The 17,543-nt window shown below is 63.6% G+C and carries 14 protein-coding genes; 2 read left to right on the top strand and 12 right to left on the bottom strand.

All coding sequences use genetic code 11. The features are described from left to right. Nucleotides 1-438: 438 nt before the first annotated feature. From JI59_RS27890 to JI59_RS23580, 7 genes are all read right to left on the bottom strand, one after another. A complete protein-coding gene (locus JI59_RS27890) occupies nt 439-675 on the bottom strand; it encodes a site-specific integrase (protein WP_007015957.1) in 237 nt (78 codons plus the stop codon). 75 nt (nt 676-750) lie between these two features. Then, nucleotides 751-1,398: a site-specific integrase gene (locus JI59_RS23605; RefSeq protein WP_007015956.1), complete on the bottom strand. Its 648-nt coding sequence runs from the start codon at nt 1,396-1,398 to the stop codon at nt 751-753. A gap of 79 nt (nt 1,399-1,477) precedes the next feature. Continuing rightward, on the bottom strand, nt 1,478-4,642 hold the full coding sequence (locus JI59_RS23600; RefSeq protein ID WP_007015955.1) for an efflux RND transporter permease subunit: 3,165 nt from the start codon (nt 4,640-4,642) through the stop codon (nt 1,478-1,480). Nucleotides 4,643-4,663: 21 nt separating this feature from the next. Next, entirely contained in the window at nt 4,664-5,908 is a 1,245-nt protein-coding gene (locus JI59_RS23595; protein WP_007015954.1) for an efflux RND transporter periplasmic adaptor subunit, read from the bottom strand. After that, nucleotides 5,905-7,143, bottom strand: coding sequence for a TolC family protein (locus JI59_RS23590; RefSeq protein ID WP_007015953.1), 1,239 nt, complete (start codon nt 7,141-7,143; stop codon nt 5,905-5,907). The genes JI59_RS23595 and JI59_RS23590 overlap by 4 nt, the downstream gene beginning before the upstream one ends. A gap of 62 nt (nt 7,144-7,205) precedes the next feature. Then, on the bottom strand, nt 7,206-7,535 hold the full coding sequence (locus JI59_RS23585) for a hypothetical protein (RefSeq protein ID WP_007015952.1): 330 nt from the start codon (nt 7,533-7,535) through the stop codon (nt 7,206-7,208). A 68-nt stretch (nt 7,536-7,603) separates the two neighbouring features. Then, nucleotides 7,604-8,803, bottom strand: a complete 1,200-nt coding sequence (locus tag JI59_RS23580) for a tyrosine-type recombinase/integrase (RefSeq protein WP_007015951.1) — start codon at nt 8,801-8,803, stop codon at nt 7,604-7,606. Nucleotides 8,804-9,015: 212 nt separating this feature from the next. Between JI59_RS23580 and JI59_RS23575 the strand changes: the two genes are divergently transcribed. Then, nucleotides 9,016-9,984: a hypothetical protein gene (locus tag JI59_RS23575; protein WP_041565072.1), complete on the top strand. Its 969-nt coding sequence runs from the start codon at nt 9,016-9,018 to the stop codon at nt 9,982-9,984. Here the strand turns inward: JI59_RS23575 and JI59_RS27885 are convergent. Further along, nucleotides 9,981-11,330, bottom strand: coding sequence for a TniB family NTP-binding protein (locus JI59_RS27885; RefSeq protein WP_007015949.1), 1,350 nt, complete (start codon nt 11,328-11,330; stop codon nt 9,981-9,983). The two genes, JI59_RS23575 and JI59_RS27885, sit on opposite strands and share 4 nt — an antisense overlap. Beyond that, nucleotides 11,327-12,796, bottom strand: a complete 1,470-nt coding sequence (locus JI59_RS23565; RefSeq protein WP_238532681.1) for a Mu transposase C-terminal domain-containing protein — start codon at nt 12,794-12,796, stop codon at nt 11,327-11,329. The genes JI59_RS27885 and JI59_RS23565 overlap by 4 nt, the downstream gene beginning before the upstream one ends. A gap of 323 nt (nt 12,797-13,119) precedes the next feature. Here JI59_RS23565 and JI59_RS23560 point away from each other — a divergent pair, with 323 nt between their 5' ends. Continuing rightward, nucleotides 13,120-13,797 (top strand): helix-turn-helix domain-containing protein, encoded by a 678-nt coding sequence (locus JI59_RS23560; RefSeq protein ID WP_007015947.1) that lies wholly within the window; start codon nt 13,120-13,122, stop codon nt 13,795-13,797. Between the two features lie 112 nt (nt 13,798-13,909). On the opposite strand, the gene JI59_RS23555 is transcribed toward JI59_RS23560, so the two are convergent. The 3 genes from JI59_RS23555 to JI59_RS23545 all read right to left on the bottom strand — a co-directional run bounded on the left by JI59_RS23555 (nt 13,910) and on the right by JI59_RS23545 (nt 17,471). Then, nucleotides 13,910-14,923, bottom strand: a complete 1,014-nt coding sequence (locus tag JI59_RS23555) for a ParB/RepB/Spo0J family partition protein (protein WP_039859043.1) — start codon at nt 14,921-14,923, stop codon at nt 13,910-13,912. A 90-nt stretch (nt 14,924-15,013) separates the two neighbouring features. After that, on the bottom strand, nt 15,014-16,216 hold the full coding sequence (locus JI59_RS23550; RefSeq protein ID WP_007015945.1) for an AAA family ATPase: 1,203 nt from the start codon (nt 16,214-16,216) through the stop codon (nt 15,014-15,016). Nucleotides 16,217-16,382: 166 nt separating this feature from the next. Then, nucleotides 16,383-17,471, bottom strand: a complete 1,089-nt coding sequence (locus tag JI59_RS23545; RefSeq protein WP_039859089.1) for a replication initiation protein — start codon at nt 17,469-17,471, stop codon at nt 16,383-16,385. Between the last annotated feature and the right edge of the window lie 72 nt (nt 17,472-17,543).

The raw sequence follows: 17,543 nt of genomic DNA, 5'->3' as shown, positions 1-17,543 counted from the left end.
CAACCGACCTTGAAAGCCCTCGAACCAAACCATGGCGACCGCGTCAGAATTTGCAACAGAGCCAGATGCTATCCGAACCTTCGCGTTCGGAAGGAGGCAAGCCTTGGCTCAATAGCCACGCTAGGAGGCCAGCCAGAATCTTGCAACCGCCTTGGACGCCAACACTACCACTCGCCTCAAACTGGCTATTGAACATGCAGCTGACGATAGCCGTTTGACCTGCTTCATTTCAATCGAGTAGAGAGCACGATCCGCGGGTCTGACGATTGTAGCGTCGGCTTGCTGGCCGATATGCCGATCGAGGTGCTCCAAGACAACGGTTTCAGTGATTTTGCCGAATGTGACCCTGTCCCGAAAATGTATCCGGTTGGAATGAGAGGATTCTGGCAAGATCGAAGCTGACCCATTCTGGAACGATGTTCCAAATCTTTGCGAGTACTACAAAAAGCCCTTGCCCGCGTGGTCACCAAATAATTCAGCTGAACGCACGTAGCCGAGCAGCACTTCGACCTTCTTCTGCCGCGATACCTCCTGCATCTTGGCTATCGAGGCGCCCGAACGCGCGGCTTCGGTCAGGAGCCCCGCCCGCAAAGAATGCCCCCCAACCGTTGCCGGATCGAGCCCGACCCTGGCCGCATATTTTTGCACAAGCCTGGCCACCGAGCGATCGGACATTACCCTGTCGACCACCCTGCCCTGCGGGTCGATCTGCCAGAGCAGCGGCCCCGGCGCCGAGCCTCGAACCGCCAGTCAGGCCTGGAGCCGCGCCACCTGCCCCTCGCCTTCCTGGTCGGTCTTCGAATGCCGAATCGTCAGCCGCAGCCCCTCGGGCACGAACTGAACATCGCGTAACTCAAGCCCGATCAGCTCCGACCGCCGCAGCGCCGCAGCCAGCCCCAGCGCCAGCACCGCCCGGTCACGGATGGAGCGCGTCCCCTCGCCATCGGCGCTCGCGATCATCGCCGCGAGGTCCTTGGCGCTAACCGCTGCCTTCTTTCGCGACGGCCGCGCGCGCTGCTCGCGGCGGATTCCGGCCAGCGTGTCGGCGATCACCATCCGCTCGTCGCGCTGCACCGGCGCGACCAACCCCTCCTGGCGGTGCTTCCACCCGATCGCCGCGAGATGCCGCGCGATGGTGCTGTCGGCCTTGCCCGCCATGGCCAGCGCGGCCAGATAGGTCGCCACCGCTTCGGGCCACGCCGGCAAGGGATCGAGGTCTCGTTCCCAGCACCAGCCCTCGAACTGCGCCCAATCGCTCGCATAGGCACGAATGGTGTTGGCGGCCTTGGCCTGGGTGCGGTAGGAACGGGCCGCCGCAATCTCGTCCTGCAACAGGGGATCGAAGACGGCCGAGGATGCCGCTGCGACGGGGTTGTCGGCTGCCAGAGTTAATGACAATCACCAAATCTCGTCGATCATTGCCGTGTCAAATTTAATGGCATTGCGGCACTTGAATAAGTGTACCTGCGACAGTCTGTCATGACGCCCTGTTGGGTTCCCCGCCTTTAGTCTTCGCGCTGGTCTCGGGTCGTTCCTTAGGATGGTGGAATATCCGATAAAGCGCGGGCAGGACCAGCAGCGTCAGGATCGTCGAGGAGATGATCCCCCCTATCACCACGGTTGCCAGCGGGCGTTGTACTTCGGAGCCGGCTCCAACGTTGAGCGCCATTGGCGCGAAGCCCAGGGAGGCGACCAGCGCGGTCATCATCACCGGCCTGAGGCGGGTCAGCGCGCCTTCGCGGATCGCCAGGTCGAGTGCCATGCCGCGTGTCCGAAGGTCGCGGATGAACGAGAGCATGACCACACCGTTAAGCACCGCCACGCCGGACAGGGCGATAAACCCGACCCCGGCCGAGATCGACATGGGTATCCCGCGGAAGGCCAAGGCGGCGACACCTCCGGTCAGCGCCAGTGGCACGCCCGAGAAGACTACGGCTGCGTCCCTAACCGAACCGAACAGCGCGAACAGCAGGCCAAAGATCAGCAGCAGCGCCAAGGGCACGACTATCTGCAACCGGGTCGCTGCCGACTGAAGCTGCTCGAAGGTGCCGCCATAGACCACGTAATAGCCTTCGGGCACCGTCACCTCAGCATCGACCGTCTCGCGCAGTTCATTGATGAACGAGCCGAGGTCTCGGCCTCGCACGTTGGCGGTGATCACCGCGCGCCGCTTGCCGTTCTCGCGGCTGATCTGGTTGGGGCCGACCGACATTTCGATATCGGCCAGTTCCGAAAGGGGCACAAAGCCCGCGCCTTCTCCTGGCAGACCGATCGGCAGTTGCCCCAGGGCGTCAAGGTTGGTGCGGTTCGCCTCCGGCAGCCGCACCACAATGTCGAAGCGTCGATCACCTTCGAAAACCTCGCCAGCCTTGCGTCCGCCCGTAGCCGTGGCGACCGCATCCTGCACCGAGGTGACACTGATCCCGTAGCGCGCAAGCATTTCGCGCTTGGGCGTCACCGATAGCACCGGCAGGCCGGTAACCTGCTCAAGCTTGACGTCTTCTGCGCCGTCGATGCCCTTGGCCACACTTTCGATCGACTTTCCGCTTTCGAGAAGCTGATCGAGGTCGTCGCCGAACAGCTTGATCGCCACATCGGCGCGCACGCCGGCGATCAGCTCGTTCATGCGCATTTGCACCGGCTGGGTGAACTCATAGTTGTTGCCGGGAATCTGACGAACCGCAGCGTTCAGCTCCTCTACGAGCTTTTCGCGTGGCTTCCTCGGATCGGGCCACTCGGAGCGATCCTTGAGGATCAGGAAATTGTCGGCGACCGAAGGCGGCATCGGGTCCGTCGCCACATCGGCTGTGCCGATCTTTGCGAAGACGCGTTCGACCTCGGGGAACTTGCGGATGCGATCCTCCAACCCCTCCTGCATGGAGATCGCCTGGCTGAGGCTGGTTCCGGGAATGCGCAGAGCGTGAAGTGCGATGTCGCCTTCCTCAAGGTTCGGGTTGAACTCCGAACCAAGCCTTGTCGCGCCAATCGCGCTGAGCGCGACAAGGGCGAAGGCGCTCCCGACGACCAACCGCCCGCGGGGCATCACCCAGTCGAGCAGCGGAGCATAGCGGGCATTGAGCCACGCCATGACGCGATTTTCCTTCTCCTCGACCTTGCCGGTGACGAACAGAGCGACAGCGGCCGGCACAAAGGTGAGAGAGAGGAGCATGGCAGCGGTCAGCGCGAGCACGACCGTGAGCGCCATCGGGTGGAACGTCTTGCCCTCGATCCCTGTGAGAGCGAAGATCGGCAGATAGACCACCGTGATGATGACCACGCCGAACAGGCTCGGGCGGATCACTTCGGCGCTTGCCTTGGCAACCAGCCCGAAGCGCTCGTCGCGGTCGAGCAGCCGGCCCAGCCGGTGCTGGGCCTCGCCAAGTCGGCTGAGGCAGTTCTCGACGATGATCACCGCTCCGTCGACGATCAGCCCGAAGTCGAGCGCGCCTAGGCTCATCAGGTTGGCTGAAACCCGCCCCTGGACCATGCCTGTCAGCGTCATCAGCATCGAGAAGGGGATCACCGCCGCCGTGATCAGCGCTGCACGGATATTGCCGAGCAGGAGGAACAGCACGGCGATGACCAGTATTGCGCCTTCGACAAGGTTCTTCTCGACTGTCGCGATGGTGCGGTCGACCAGTTCAGTGCGATCATACAGTGGCTGGGCGATCACGCCCGAAGGGAGAGATGCCTGGACTTGGCTGAGCCGTTCGGCGGCGGCCTGCGCGACGATGCGCGGGTTCTCGCCGGTCAGCATGAAGATGGTGCCAAGCACGATCTCCTTGCCGTTCTGGGTGGCGGCACCCGTCCGCAGTTCGGAGCCGATCAAAACTTCAGCCACGTCGCCGATGCGGATCGGCACACCTCCGCGCGTGGCGACGATGATCTGGGCAATGTCGACCTCGTTCTCGGCACGGCCCGGTAGACGGATCAGTATCTGCTCGCCCGCGCGCTCGACGTAGCCGGCGCCGCGATTGGCGTTATTGGCTTCCAGCGCCTCGACCACGTCCGTCAGCGACAGGCCGATCGCGGCGAGCCGCCCGGCGTCGGGCGTGACATGATATTGCCGCGCATAACCGCCGATCGAGTTAACCTCGGCAACGCCAGGGATGGTGCGCATCTGCGGGCGCACGACCCAGTCGTTGAGTGTGCGCAAGTCCATCGGCGTCCACTCGCTGCCGTCGGGCTTCTTCGCTCCCGGCTTGGGTTCGACCGAGTACATGAAGATTTCGCCGAGGCCCGTGGCGATCGGCCCCATTGCGGGTTTGATGCCGGGCGGAAGCTGGGACTTCACCGCCTGAATGCGCTCGTTGACAAGTTGCCGGGCGAAATAGATGTCAGTGCCGTCCTTGAACACCACAGTCACCTGGCTGAGGCCATAGCGCGAGACCGAGCGCGTATAATCGAGGTTGGGAATGCCGGCGATCGCGGTCTCCACCGGGAAGGTGACGCGCTGCTCGGCTTCGAGCGGCGAATAGCCTTCGGCCTCGGTGTTGATCTGGACCTGGACGTTGGTGATGTCGGGAACGGCGTCGATGGGCAGGCGCGTCGCGCTCCACGCGCCAAGACCTGCGAGCATGGCGACCACCGCCAGCACCATCCAGCGCTGACGGATTGAAAAGCCGATGATACTGGCGAGCATGGTTCTGTTCCTTCCCACCTATCAGTGATCGTGGCTCGCGCCGGACTTCTCGATGTCGGCGCGGATCAGGAAGGAACCCTTGGCGGCATAGCGCGTCCCGGGCTTGAGTCCGCCGAGCACCTCGGTCCACTCGGGCGACTTGCGCCCCAATTCGAGCATCCGGACCTCGTACTTGTCGCCAAAGTTCGCATAGACCACGGTGAAGTCGCGGAACGGCTGGAGCGCTTCGGTGCGCACGGCCAGCGGCACCGTCACGGCATTCACGGTCACTTTGCCCCGCAACGCCATGCCGGGGCGGAACCGCCCGCCCGGATTGGGCAGGATTGCGCGCAGCAGCGCCGTACCTGCGGCGGCATTGCCTTCGGGAAGGTAGTCGCCGAGCCTGGCGCCGGCGACCGCCTGGCCGTCCATGGTCTCGACGCTTACCCGTTGGCCGGGTCGTACCAGAGCGAGATCGCGCGGGAAGACGTTGAACACGACCGTGGTCTGGGCCGGGTCGGTGATGACATAGAGCGGCCGGTCGAAAGTCACGTCACCGGGATTGCCGTTGCGTTCGGCCACCACGCCGCTGACCGTCGAATAGACCGGATAGACCTGCAGGCTCTCGCCCGATTCGATGCGCGCCAGCAGTTGCCCGCGCTGGACGTAGTCTCCCACTGCCTTGGTAACGGAGACCACGCGTCCCGGAAACTGGCCGCGAATTTCCGAACGGCCGGTGCTGGCGAGTTGGACAGTGCCATACAACTCGCGCGTCTCGCCGATCACCGCCGGACCGGCCGTTTCGATCACCACGCCGTTGGCCCTGGCGGTTTCGGCTGGGATTTTCGTCTGGCCTTCGGGATTGGCGTATTTCCACTGGTGACGCTTGCCAGCGACCACAGCAACGACTTCGACGTCGAAGCTGTGCGGTTCAACTACCGTGCCCTGGCCGTCCAGCATCTCGCCGTTCGGCTTGAACTTGAACACGTTCACCTCGCCGTCGAGGCGGCGCAGCGTCACGGTCAGATCGACCTTCGCAGGATCGAGCTTCTCTCCGCCCATGGTCGGGAACACGCGGAACATCGGCGGCACGCCGTCCTCGAACACCGTCATTTCGAGCGCGAAGTCGCCGTCGCGCAGCATCCGGCCATTGTGCTGCCCCTTCTCGGGACCGGCAGCCTCGCCATGCTCGCCAGCGGGCTTTTCCGCGCCACCGCCGCAGGCGGCGAGCGGAATCACCGCCAAGAGGGTTGCGAGGATACGGGTCATGTTGCTGGAATGGGTCATTGTTCTGTCTCCCCCCGGGCGGACGCATCGAAGCGTCCCGACAGCCGGTCGATTTCTGTCTGAAGGTCGCGCCACTGGTTGGCGGCGGCGATCCATTGTTCCTGGACCTCTACGATCGCGTCGGCCGCGTCCTGAACGTCGCGGAAAGTGAAGCCGCCGCGCCGATAGCCCTCGCGCACCTGATCGAGCGTGCGCACGGCTTTCGGCAGCACTTCGATGCGGATGGCGTCGGCGCGAAGGCGCGAGGCATCGGCCTCGGCGCGCAGCGAGGCGAGCCGCCGCAACCGCTCGAGCCGGTCAGCCTCGGCCTCAAATTCAAGACGGCGGCGCTCGGCCTGGGCGCGTTCGATATTGCCCTGATTTCGATCGAAGCGGCCGATGGGGATGGTGATCCCGGTGACGAGCGCGACATCGCCGGTTCCGCGCAGGTATCGCACCCCGCCCGAAACCGTGTAATCCTGCACGCCGCGCGACTGCTCAAGCGTGACGGCAGCCTGCGCACGGGCGATCTTGGCTGTCTCGAAGGCTTCGTCGGATGGCGCAATCGCAAGCGGGCTTTTAACCTCGGTCAAGACACCGCCTGCGACCTCAAGCCCCTCGCCGCTTCCGCCCCAAAAGGATGCCAGCACATTGCGCGCCGCCACCTCTCGGCGTTTGGCCTCATGCAGCGCGATCTCCGACTGCGCCACTCGGGCGGCCGCACGGGTCTCGACGAACAGCGGGTCCTTGTAGCCGCGCACCCGTCGCAGCGCCTCGGCCTGCATTTCGCGTTCGGTCTTGAGCCGGTATTTCGCCGCCCAGACCACTTCGTCGGCGATGATGACATCGAACCAGGCCCGCTCGACCCGTGCGGCGAGATCGAGGCGCGTGACGCGAGTCGAGGCTTCCGCGACGCCAACGTCGCGCTGTGCCCAGGCGGTGCGCGCGTCGCGCTTGCCGCCGCGTTCGAGCATCTGGGAATAGCTTGCGGTGATCTCGGCTTGGGGCAGGAAGCCGTAACGACCGCTCCCGGCGATGTTCTCACCGGTCACCGTTACAGTGGGATTGGGACGCACCCCTGCCTGGGTCTGGCTGGCGCGGGCAGCTTCGACAGCCGCTTCGACCGCCTGCAATCGCGGCGCACCTTCACTGGCGCGCGCGATCGCCTGTTCAAGCGTCAGCGGCTCAGCGCCGGCCCGCCCTGCCGGTAAATACAGCGCACCCGCCAAAAGGGCGGCTGCCAACAATCGTGACATGAAGTCTCTCCTGATCCGAAACGCAATGGGCGCGCGCAATTGCGCACGCCTAGCGGCTTCGATCAGGCTGCCGGGGGCTCGATTGGCGGCGCGGTGGCCCAGGATGCCAGTTTGGACGCTTCGGCCAAATGATGAAGCGCCGAGGGAACCGGCACCGGCATTTCCATCCGCGCAGCCGCCACCGTCATGGCTGTCGGTCCATGATGGTCGTGCGCCACAGTGCCATGATCGACATCGGGCACCGCATCGGAAGTCCAATCGTGGTGATCGCTCGCGAAGAGCGTCGCGTGATCGTCGTGTCCGGCTTCCTCGGCGTGCAGCATCGAAGGCGAGTGCAAGTTGCAGATCACCAGGGTTGCTATCGCGATCAGGAGAAGAACCGATCTTGGCATGACACGTCGGTTAACATCGGCGCTGCGGCAAGACAATCCGGGTTTACCCAGTCGGATGAGGAACACTTTCAACCGCTCGCGCAATCTCCGTCGATGGCTTGGCAATCATTCTTGGGCAAAATTGACCCGCGCCGCAAATTGCCCAGCACCCGCGCCGCTGCATTGCTGCCCACAGCAAGCTCGCGTGCGTAGCGCAGCGCCGTTGTCTGCGACGACCAGCGCAGCGCCAGCGCAATCCCCGCACCATCCTCCCCGGCCGCGAACAGGTCCTGGGTCAACCCGACCCGAAACGAATGAGCACTCAAGGCCCGGACGGTGTCGCCTTCCATGCCTGGCTCGAGCTCGACATGGCCGAGATCGATCGCCTCCAGTACCCGGCGGCGCAGGATCGCGACCACACCTTGGCGGGTGAGCGGCTTGGCGCCAATGTAGTGCCGCACGATCTGCTGTCCGGCAGGATCCGGCGGACTGGTCAGCACATTGATCCGCCGAAACACCGGGCCTTCGCCAATTCCGCTGGCAAGCAGCCAAGCTGATATATGACCCATCGTCTCTGGCGACAGCCAGGCCAGAGCCCCCTCCCCCAGCTGGTCGGTCTTGGAATGCCCGATCTCGAGGCGGCCGCTGCCGTCGCCAACCTGCCGCAGATCAGCAACCTCGGTTCCGACCAATTCCGAGACCCTGAGACCAGCGTCATAGGCAAGGCTGATCAGCGCCGCATCGCGCAGACCGATGATGTCGGTGCTGCAGGATGCGAGCAGCGCCTTGACCGTCACGCCTTCGGGAGCCCCCTGCCCTTCGGCCATGGCGTCCCCAAGCCGGAGCGGCCCTGCCTGGCGCTGGCGATGCCGCTTGTCGCGGCGGATACCCTTCAAGGTATCACGGACCATCCCGGCCTGGGTGGGCAACGGCTCGGAATCGCCGAACCCGAGCATGCGATGCACCCGGGCAATGCTGGCGATCCGGCGCGCAAGCGTCGCGGGCTTTGCCGGTGTCCGGGTATCAGAACCCTTGGCCAGCCAGCGCAGGTAGTGGACGAGCGTCTCGGGTTCGGCGGGAACCGCGGTGGCGACGGGCCGGCGCGACTTGCACCAGGCGAGGAAGCACTTGAGGTCGGCGGTGATCGCCGCCTTGGTCGCCGGCGCCATCGCCGCGACCGCCGCCTCGAACCCGACCGAACTGGCGCCGCGCGCATCGACCAGCGGCGCGTAACGGCGCAAGACCAGCTCGACCGAAGACGGGAACGGCCCATCAGTTGCGGCGAGCATGGGAGTTTCCGGTGGGTTTCACCGGGTCTTTTTGGACAAAATCGGCCCTTTCGGCAACACCGATTTTACCATAAGTCCCGATTATGGAAAATCCGCGTTTTCGACAGTCGGAAAGATAGGATACCAAACTGCACTTTAGGTAAACTTTGTATTTGACCCTGATTCCCGGCGCAGGTAGCCAATTCGGAACCGCAGCAAGGAAGGTCATTCGCTTGAGCAGCGCGATCGACGCCGGCCCCATTGCCTATCGTATCGGCCAGATCGACACTCTGGCCAAGTGCCTGCTCGCGTCCCATGCCCTCTATTCCCCAGAAATGCGCGCTTCGCTGGCGCTCCACTGGCTCTCGCGCGCCTGGGAGCAATACCGCCAGGACCGGGCGATCACACTCGGGGCCTCCCTGATCGGCGCCGAATGCGCCGCCGAGCGCAACGCCTTCCTCACCCTGCTCGAACGCGCCCTGTGCCCCCGCGAAAAGCCGCTCACCCAGGCGATCCGCACGGTGCGCAAAATCGCCATCCGGCCGATGGCCAGCGAGGCCGCCGACGCCGAGGCCATCGTCGCCGCGAGCACGGGCGACCTCGATGCGGTGCTGGGTGAATTGGACCAGGCCAAGCTGCCGCAGGCACCGCTTGAACGGCTGCTCACGCTCGTCGACCGGTTCCGCTATTCGAGCGGCGATGAGCGCGATGCCCTGTCGGCAACCGCCCGAACGCCGTGCTGGGCGATCAACCTGGCGGCTGTGGCGCTTGGGTCAGCCTTCCGGTTGAGCGACACCCCCCTGCCCTTCGTCGGCGTCGTCCACCGCCGGCTGTTCCGCGCCGATCGTGACGCTGGCGAACGGCGCACAGACGGCCGCGAAAGCCTGCTTGCCGCGCTCCACGGCACCGCCTGCGACGTGGCCCGCATGCCGCGCGCGGCCGACATTTTCGCGCGCGAGTTTCCGAACCAGCGTTCGAACTCGCGGCTCTATCTCGCCTGGATGTTGCTGTTCGGCCTTGGCGGACTGACCCCCGCCCAGCTCGCCCGCGCGCTCCCCGCCACCAAGGCCGGCGCCGCCAAGCTGCTGCGGCAACTCGAATCCCGGCACCTGGCCCGCGCTCACGGCCCCTTCGCGCCGTTTGTCTGCGCCATCACGATCCCCATGGCCCTGCCCGACTGGCGGCACGAGACAGCTTCCTAGGCGGCCTGGAGCACCGCCTCCCGACCTTGCCGGGCCCGCAGCGCACCATAGGCGCAAAGCAGGCTCAGCAAGTCAGGAGCGATCCAGTGCGAGCGCAGTTTGGTCCTGAAAGCGGCTTGCAGGCGATAGGGCGGTTTCTGATCGGCCAGGCTGCCGCCGTCCGGCGTGGGCCTCTCGGGCAAAGCTTGCGAAATCAGGGTCTCGAAACGCCGAGGGGCCGCATCGCGCCGACCAAGCGCCAGGGCCAGCACGGCGATGCGATCCGCGCTGAAATGGAACACATTCGCGGCAAAGCGGTCCCGGTAGGCATGGTCGATGGCCCGGTGCCTCTGCCATTCCGACTGCCGGGCCAACTCGGCAAGAGCCGCGGAATTGCGCCGGATTGTCTTCTGCGATGGCCTCGCCACCGCAAGCGAGCGTTCGGCCAGAACCACCAAGCTCGCCAATTGCGCCAACGATAGCCGACCGCCCGGTTCGCCTGGCACTTTGCCCATATCGCTCAGTGGCAGGCCGTGCTCCCGGCACCGCCAGCTCGCCCGCAGGATCCATTCGCGCCGGATGAATTCGGGCTTCCCCGCCCGCCGCGCCTCGTACCAGCACCGTGCACAGGCATACTGGCGCAATCCGCGCGGCAGCAGGGCGCTTGCCTCGCAAGCCAGAAATGTGGAGGAAATCCGCTCCTTCTCGCATTGCACCGCCCAGGCAAGCCGCTCAGGCTCGATCAGTTGCATCCCCTGCCCCAGAACCCGGATCAGCCGCTGCGATGGCTCTCCCGGCGGCCAGGGATTGAGCCGCACGATGATCGAGCGATAGGCCAGTTCGACATCCTCGGCAAAGATGTCCGCCGCAACGTCAAGCCCGGCCACCACCATCGGCACATTGCCCTCGCTCATCAGGAAGCGGAAGGCATCGAGCGTGTCGCGCCGCGCCCTCCCGCCGGCGGTGAGGATCGCATGGACATTGTCGATCCCCACAAGCCGCGTCCTTTGGCGGCGCAACAGCTCGACGACCTTGAGATCGGCGATCCGGTGCGTCTTGCCGGTAATCGGCCAGCCCTGCTTCCACAGCAGCGTCAGGTTGATCTTGAGCGCGGTCGAACCCGAAGGGATCACCGTGCGCAGCATCGGTTCGTAACGCGCCTCGCCCCATTCCTCGGGTTCGGGAAAGGCGAGCGCGATCCGGCGCTGGGTCTCACGCAGGATAGAGGTCTTGCCCATGCCCGACTGGCCGACCAGCAGGACGCAGGGTGGCCGCTCGTCCGGCTCGTCATGCGCCAGCTCGACAAGCGTCTCGACCGCGCGGCGCGCCTCGTCGAAATCGATCCAGAAGGCCGAATGTCCGCTCATTTGCGCCATTTGAGCCAGTCATCCTGTGGCAGATCGGCTGCCGGGAGCCAGCGAACCTCGGCCCTCTCGATCCGGCCTTTCGTTTGGGGCGAGTGCGATACCCCTTCCTGCTCCCGGCGCTTGCGTTCCTGCCGACTGCTGGCCGTGCGCTGCCGGGCCGCGACGACTTCGCGCCGCGCGGCCTCGATATAACGCGCGGTCGCCGCCTGCGCGCCGTCAGCCTGGAACGCTGACCCTTCGCGCCGCAGGCGTTGCCGTTCGGCTTCCCATTCGGGCTCGCTGACGTCGGGATAGTGGCCCACCATTGGTAGGACGACGAACTGTCCGTCGATTTCGGCGTAAACCTCCTGCAACGTGCGCTCGTCGTGATACACGGTAATCTGCTGGCCAATCCGGTGCGCGAGCACCGGGTGCCAATAGCGGCGATGCAGGATCTGCACACCATAGGCCTGCACGGTTCGCTGCCGCACGGGCAGGAACTGGCGGGTGAGATGCTCGACATCGAGGCAGGCCGGGACCAGCGGCAGATGGCCCGAAACCGCTATTTTCCAAGCCTGCGCAGGGCATTGTCCACCCAGCCCCTTGTGCGGCGTATTGTGGTAGATGGCAATCTGCAGCAGCAGCCAGCGCTCGAACTCCGCCAGGGTCATCGCCGCCGCCTTCCCTGCATCGTAGCCGTCACGCTGGGTCACATTTCCGCCGGTCGCACCCGGCAGCAGGCACATTCTGCCGACCATGGTGCCGATCAGCCGCTCGATGTGCCCGCCAAAGTGCGCCGGACCCCGCGGTCGGATGTCCGGATCGATACCATTGGCCAGGCAAGCACGCCGGAAGCTCTCGGCCCGGTGCGGAGCGGCGTGGTCGGCATGTAGTCGGTGGAATTGCCCGTGCATCGGGTAGGAAACATCGACGCCCAGTTCCTCAAGCAGCGGTTCCTTGGGCAACAGGGCATTAGCGACCGCCCGGCCGCAGCGGAAGATCGAGGGGTCCCCAAAACTCACATAAAAGCCCAGAATACCGCGGGTCCAAACCTCCACCAACAGCGTGATCCACGGGCGGGCGAGTTCCTCGCGATGCGTGCTATCGACCAGAATCACGTCGGCGCGGGTGTGATCCATCTGGACCAGATCGAGCAAACCCTCGCTCCGATACTCGCCAGGATGCGGTTCGTGGGCGCTTCGCTGCTTCGAGCCCATGCTCGATTTTGCCCGCTGCGGCTCCGAAATCTCCCCGATCAGGCGGATCAGTGTGCGCTCGCTCGGGACCACGCCCGGTGAGAAGCGGAACTCCCCATCCTCCGCAAGCAGCAATCCGTGGATTTCGCGGGCCGCCAAAGCCGCCGATGGCGGCGGTTTTTTCAGGAATATTTCGTGGGTGAGCCGCTCGATTGCCGCTCTTACCGGATCGGCGATGCGGTGGCTGCCAATCCGGGGGCCACGCGGTGTCGGGGCCAGACTCGTGGCCACCGGATTTGCGCGAAATTTCGCCGCCAAACGCCGCACCTGGCGCGCGCTGAGGCCTGACGCGGCTGAAACTTCCGCAATGACCCGTGCGGATATCGATCCATCGAGCGGAACATGGCGCCTGAAGATTGGATATAGCTCGGCACCGGTCGCCAGCGCCTCGGTTGAGATGGCCTTCGCCGGCTGAGGCTTCCGCTCGATCACCCGCCCTCCCCCGGCCGAAAATCGACCCGTTCGATGACATCAATTCTGGCAGAGCGCCCGACATGTATTTCCGGCCTGCCAGAATTGCTGCTCCCGGTATCGCGCTAATGCATTGATACTTAGTGCATAAATTCGGTTGCCATAAACTTTGGCAGCCGACAGCACGCGAGAGCTTCTCAGGCCCCTTTGCGGCCGCCGACCGGGCGCTCGAACGGCTCGATGCCCTGCTGCCGGCGCGTGAGCCCCTGACAGCCCTCACCGAATGGCTCTGCCAGCTGCGTGAGCACGAAGTCGACTTTCTCGAGGGCGGCAGCGAGGAGGTGCTGATCGAGGGCCGCGTGTTCCAGCGGTTCGCCGCGCGCGGGAGTGCCTGGGCCGCCTCGCTCGCCGCGGCAATGCGCCCGCAGCTGTTCGCCCTGGGCGCGGCGCCGCTTGCGCTCGCCGAGCTCGCCCCGCGTGAGCTGTTCCGCGCCGAACCCGAACGCTCCCTCCCCGCCCTGCTGGCTAGTGCAATTGGCGCCGCGGCCGGTGACGTGGCAACGGACCTCTCGGCCGTCACGGCCATGGTTGCGCGAGGCGAGGAACGCCTCGCTGGCCTCTATGCCTCGTCGCAGGCGCCTGCGATGTGGCAGCTGATTGGTGGGTTGGGTCCCCTCACCCGCGCCGAACTGGCGCGAGCGCTCGGCGTGACCCGCCGCACCGCCTCACAAGCCGCCCAGGCGCTCGAGAAGGCCGATCTGGCGACGCTGCGCCCCGGAGACCATGTCCTGGCCCCCAAACGCGCTCACAGAGCCTCCTGAGCCGCCCTGCGGCGCAGCGTCGTCCTAGCAGGCATAGGACCCCTCCCCCGCCCCTCCGTTCCGAGCAGTCAGCATGCGAACTCGCCGATCGATCCCCCGAAACCAGCAGACTTCACATCCAGTACTGGTCCAAGACCGCGCGCACAGCTTCTTCCGCCTCTTGGCGCGTCGCTCCGCCCTTGCTCAGGAGAGTGAGGCGAATGCCCTTTCGATCTGCGCCCTCGATCCGAAGCACCGGCTTGCCGCTCGGACTCGCAACTGTTTCGGCCTTTCCTGACTTCTTGGGGGTTCCTGACTTCTTGGGGGGGTCAACAGCCAGTGATAGCGCCTTGATCACATCGATCACTGACATCGACCGGCCGGTTGCCTCGCGCTCCTCGGCCAAACGCGCGGCCTCTCGGAATGCGCGTTCCCGGCGGTCATCTGGTTTCAGAAGTGCTTTGAGAGCGATCGCGTTTCGGATGCCGAGTTCCTGGGGATCGGCAAAAGCCCTGGTAAGTTGCTCTGGCAGGCGGGCCAGATCAAGATACCTCGTAAGCCAGCTTTCTGAGACCTTCAGGCGCTCGGCCATCGTTTTTTGGCGGCCGTCATAGTAGGCTGTGAGCGCCCGCAGATAGTCCCTCGCCCTTTCAAGGTCGGTAAGATCGTCTCGGGCACGGTTCTCTATGTCTGCTAGCCGGAATGCCTCTTCGTCACCGATCTCCCGTACATCGACAAGAAATTTGAAGTCAGGGTAATTGTGGGTCCTGAGCCAGCTGATCGACCAATGTCGCCGGGCGCCACAGATAACCTCAAAATCATATTCTTCATCACCCGACAAACGGCGAACAATCGCTGGTATTTCCTGCCGGCCTTGTGCCTTGATGCTTTCAATAAGATCCGAACACCGTTCTTCGTTTAGGAGGGCGTAATCACGGTTGTGACCTGCCCACATCCGGCACCTTGCAGGGTCCACTAACTCATGGGTCCGATTTACAATCGCTCCGGATGCTAGGTCGGCCAAACGGTTCGAACGCCCGGTAAGCACATTCGATGCGATGCTCGATCGACGGGGCGCCGCGCCAGCATCGGTCAGGTCGATGCCTGCGGCCAGATCAGCCGCAAAACCGCTATTTTTCTTACTCATGCGACCCTCCCGTTAGCTGAATTGCACGCGTGCAATTTTCAGAAATCACGTGATTTCCACGTCGGATTGCACGCGTGCAATTCCCGGATTTCATGCCAACGCCTCCTGGCGCAGGCGCTTGTGATGGCTGGGCCACATCGAACGGATATCGACTTCGATCTCAGCGTTCACGCCATCAAGATAGTTTAGGCAGCGATTACGCACAGCCGAACTGGTGGCAGGTCCATCGAGCTCATAGACCGTCATCAAACGCGCGGTTGCATTGTCGATCTCGGCAGAATCCTTCAGCGGCGTTCGGACCATTGTATGCCCGAACAGCGTCCGCATGAGCTGTATCAGCTCCTTTTGCATCGACTTATTCTCGTCGACCTTTGACGCAACGAAGCGGAGAAAATTCAGTTCTGGCGCGAGCCCACGGTCAGCAAGTTGCTCAATCGTCTCATCCAACATCGAGAGGAATGCCGCGGTCGATGAGAAATCCATAACGGTTGGCGGCACCGGCACAACCAGCGAATTCGCCGCACGCAACACTGAGAGGGAGATCGCGCCTAGGGCCGGTGGTGGATCCATCACGATAACGTCAAAACGATCCGAGATACTTTCGATGCCCTCCTTCAATCGGTCGAGAAGAGAGGCATTCCCTTGAGCCATCCGCGCTGCAAGTTCGTACTCGGAGTTGAACAGACGAAGATTTGCCGGGATCAGCTCCAGGCCATCGAAATGGGTCTTGCGGAGTGCATAATCGAGGGACGATCGTTCGCCTTCGCGAAGAAACGGGTAAAGGGTGTCATCTTCGGTAAGATCGAGATCAGGGACGTAGCCGAAAAGCGTTGTTGCCGATGCCTGACTGTCGCAGTCCACTAGAGCTACGCGGTAGCCTCGAATGGCAAGATACTGGGCTAAATGGACCGCCACGGTGGATTTACCGACGCCGCCCTTGAAGTTTTGAACCGCTACGACACAGCAAGGGTCGCCCACAGCCCGGTACGGCCTCGTTCCGAAGACGCCCCGCATGTCGTTGAGTTGCGCCAACGTATATCGTTCGCGCCTGTTGTTGTCATTCCTGGCAGGCTCGGGAAGCCGACCGTCCTTCTCAGCATCGCGAATCGCAGCTGGGGTTCGTCCTACAAGCTCGGCAGCCTTGCCGATCGTGAACGTCGGCTCGCGGCGGTCATCCGACCGGGCGCTCCGGGCCGAATCCCGCAATTTTTCGAGCACCGATGAGGTTCGACTGGCCAGCGTTGCGACCGACACCAAGCGCTCCGCTTCCTCAATTTGAAGTCCTTTCGACACATACCCACCTTTCGCAACTGAGCGTGTGCTACACTCACTTGCGCTTTTGGGTCAAGAAATTCACAAATTTCGAAAGTGGGGGCATCAAAAAGGGTTCAAACTGCCCTTATGCGCCTCCAACCTGACTCGGTGGGGGATGTCGAAATTGCACGCGTGCAATTTCCAGTCATTGCGGTCGACCGCGACGATTAACCCAGCCCTCGCAAAACCCCTTCCACGCAGCGGCCAACTTCGCCCCACGAAGCTTTTCCAATCGCTCGCCCATCTGCGAGCGAAAGCCATCGGCGATCATATCCACATCCCAACCGCCGCCATACTGCCGGCCGATCGAGCGGAACTCGGCCTCATGTTCGCCATAACGTAGCGATCCCGTCGGAAAGCTGGTCTCCGTAGGCTTACTCCGTGCGACAGCCTTCCGCGGCGCCGGAATAGCCCCCTGCCCTACGGAGATTCGTTCAACTGCTCCATCCCGGCGCGCTTGGCGGCCCGCTGAATGACGATCCAGTTCGTCGACTGTTTCAATGACCTCGGGTGCACCCTTCGGCTCAAACCGGAACTCGATCTCGGTAACCGTTCTGCCCTGGCGTATCTCTCGCCATTCAACGCGGAAGTGCGCCAACTGGTCTATCTCTGACTTGGCCTTTTCAAGGACTTTACGGCGAAGCTGGGCAAAATCGGTGTAGACATCGGGGGGAATGCCAAGGGCTGCTCGAAGCGCCTGCATATCGCCTCGCCACGTCGCCTGGCGACGATGCAACCGAAGCGCTCCAAGTTCATAAAGCTTGAGAGCGTAATTCGAACGAAACCCAAGCACTGCCTGTCTGTTGAGGACGGCATAGGTCTCTGACGCTTGAATGAGCTTGCGCGCATCGGGCGTGAACTCCCACTCAATCCAGCCAGCTTCCCCGCCCTCTTCCTCCGTTTCCTCGCGTGATCGAGAGATCAACGAGAATAGCAGCGTCGCCTTCTTCCCACGCCACGATTTGTCGTCAACGGCGAAGAGCGTTCGGTGCAATTCCTGGAGCATGTCGGTGATCCGCTCATTGCCCTTATGGCCGCGCCGAATGTCAGCTTTCCGGATTCGGTGTGGTCGATCCTCCCAAGCATCTCCTCCAGCAGTCAAGATCATCAAGGCCAGTAACCGAGACGCCGTAAGACTGAGCGATTCACCTTTGACGAATTTTATTTCAATGATGCTGCCTGGCTTGGCGAACTCATCTCCGCCCTTCGCCTTCAGAGCTGCAGCGACGCGCATGGCACGGCCGGGCGATACTTCCTCCGCGTCCACTTCAGTAGCTTCGGCTATTTGGCCAGCTTCACTTTCCAT

It is taken from the genome of Novosphingobium pentaromativorans US6-1 (assembly GCF_000767465.1).
Taxonomy (GTDB): domain Bacteria; phylum Pseudomonadota; class Alphaproteobacteria; order Sphingomonadales; family Sphingomonadaceae; genus Novosphingobium; species Novosphingobium pentaromativorans.
This window is presented reverse-complemented; position numbering and strand designations above follow the sequence as displayed.

Excerpts from the sequence above, each read along its gene's own strand:
- JI59_RS27890 (WP_007015957.1), bottom strand. The coding sequence starts at position 675 with ATGTCCGATCGCTCGGTGGCCAGGCTTGTGCAAAAATATGCGGCCAGG.
- JI59_RS23600 (WP_007015955.1), bottom strand. The coding sequence starts at position 4,642 with ATGCTCGCCAGTATCATCGGCTTTTCAATCCGTCAGCGCTGGATGGTG.
- JI59_RS23595 (WP_007015954.1), bottom strand. The coding sequence starts at position 5,908 with ATGACCCATTCCAGCAACATGACCCGTATCCTCGCAACCCTCTTGGCG.
- JI59_RS23590 (WP_007015953.1), bottom strand. The coding sequence starts at position 7,143 with ATGTCACGATTGTTGGCAGCCGCCCTTTTGGCGGGTGCGCTGTATTTA.
- JI59_RS23585 (WP_007015952.1), bottom strand. The coding sequence starts at position 7,535 with ATGCCAAGATCGGTTCTTCTCCTGATCGCGATAGCAACCCTGGTGATC.
- JI59_RS23580 (WP_007015951.1), bottom strand. The coding sequence starts at position 8,803 with ATGCTCGCCGCAACTGATGGGCCGTTCCCGTCTTCGGTCGAGCTGGTC.
- JI59_RS27885 (WP_007015949.1), bottom strand. The coding sequence starts at position 11,330 with ATGAGCGGACATTCGGCCTTCTGGATCGATTTCGACGAGGCGCGCCGC.
- JI59_RS23555 (WP_039859043.1), bottom strand. The coding sequence starts at position 14,923 with ATGAGTAAGAAAAATAGCGGTTTTGCGGCTGATCTGGCCGCAGGCATC.
- JI59_RS23545 (WP_039859089.1), bottom strand. The coding sequence starts at position 17,471 with ATGCGCGTCGCTGCAGCTCTGAAGGCGAAGGGCGGAGATGAGTTCGCC.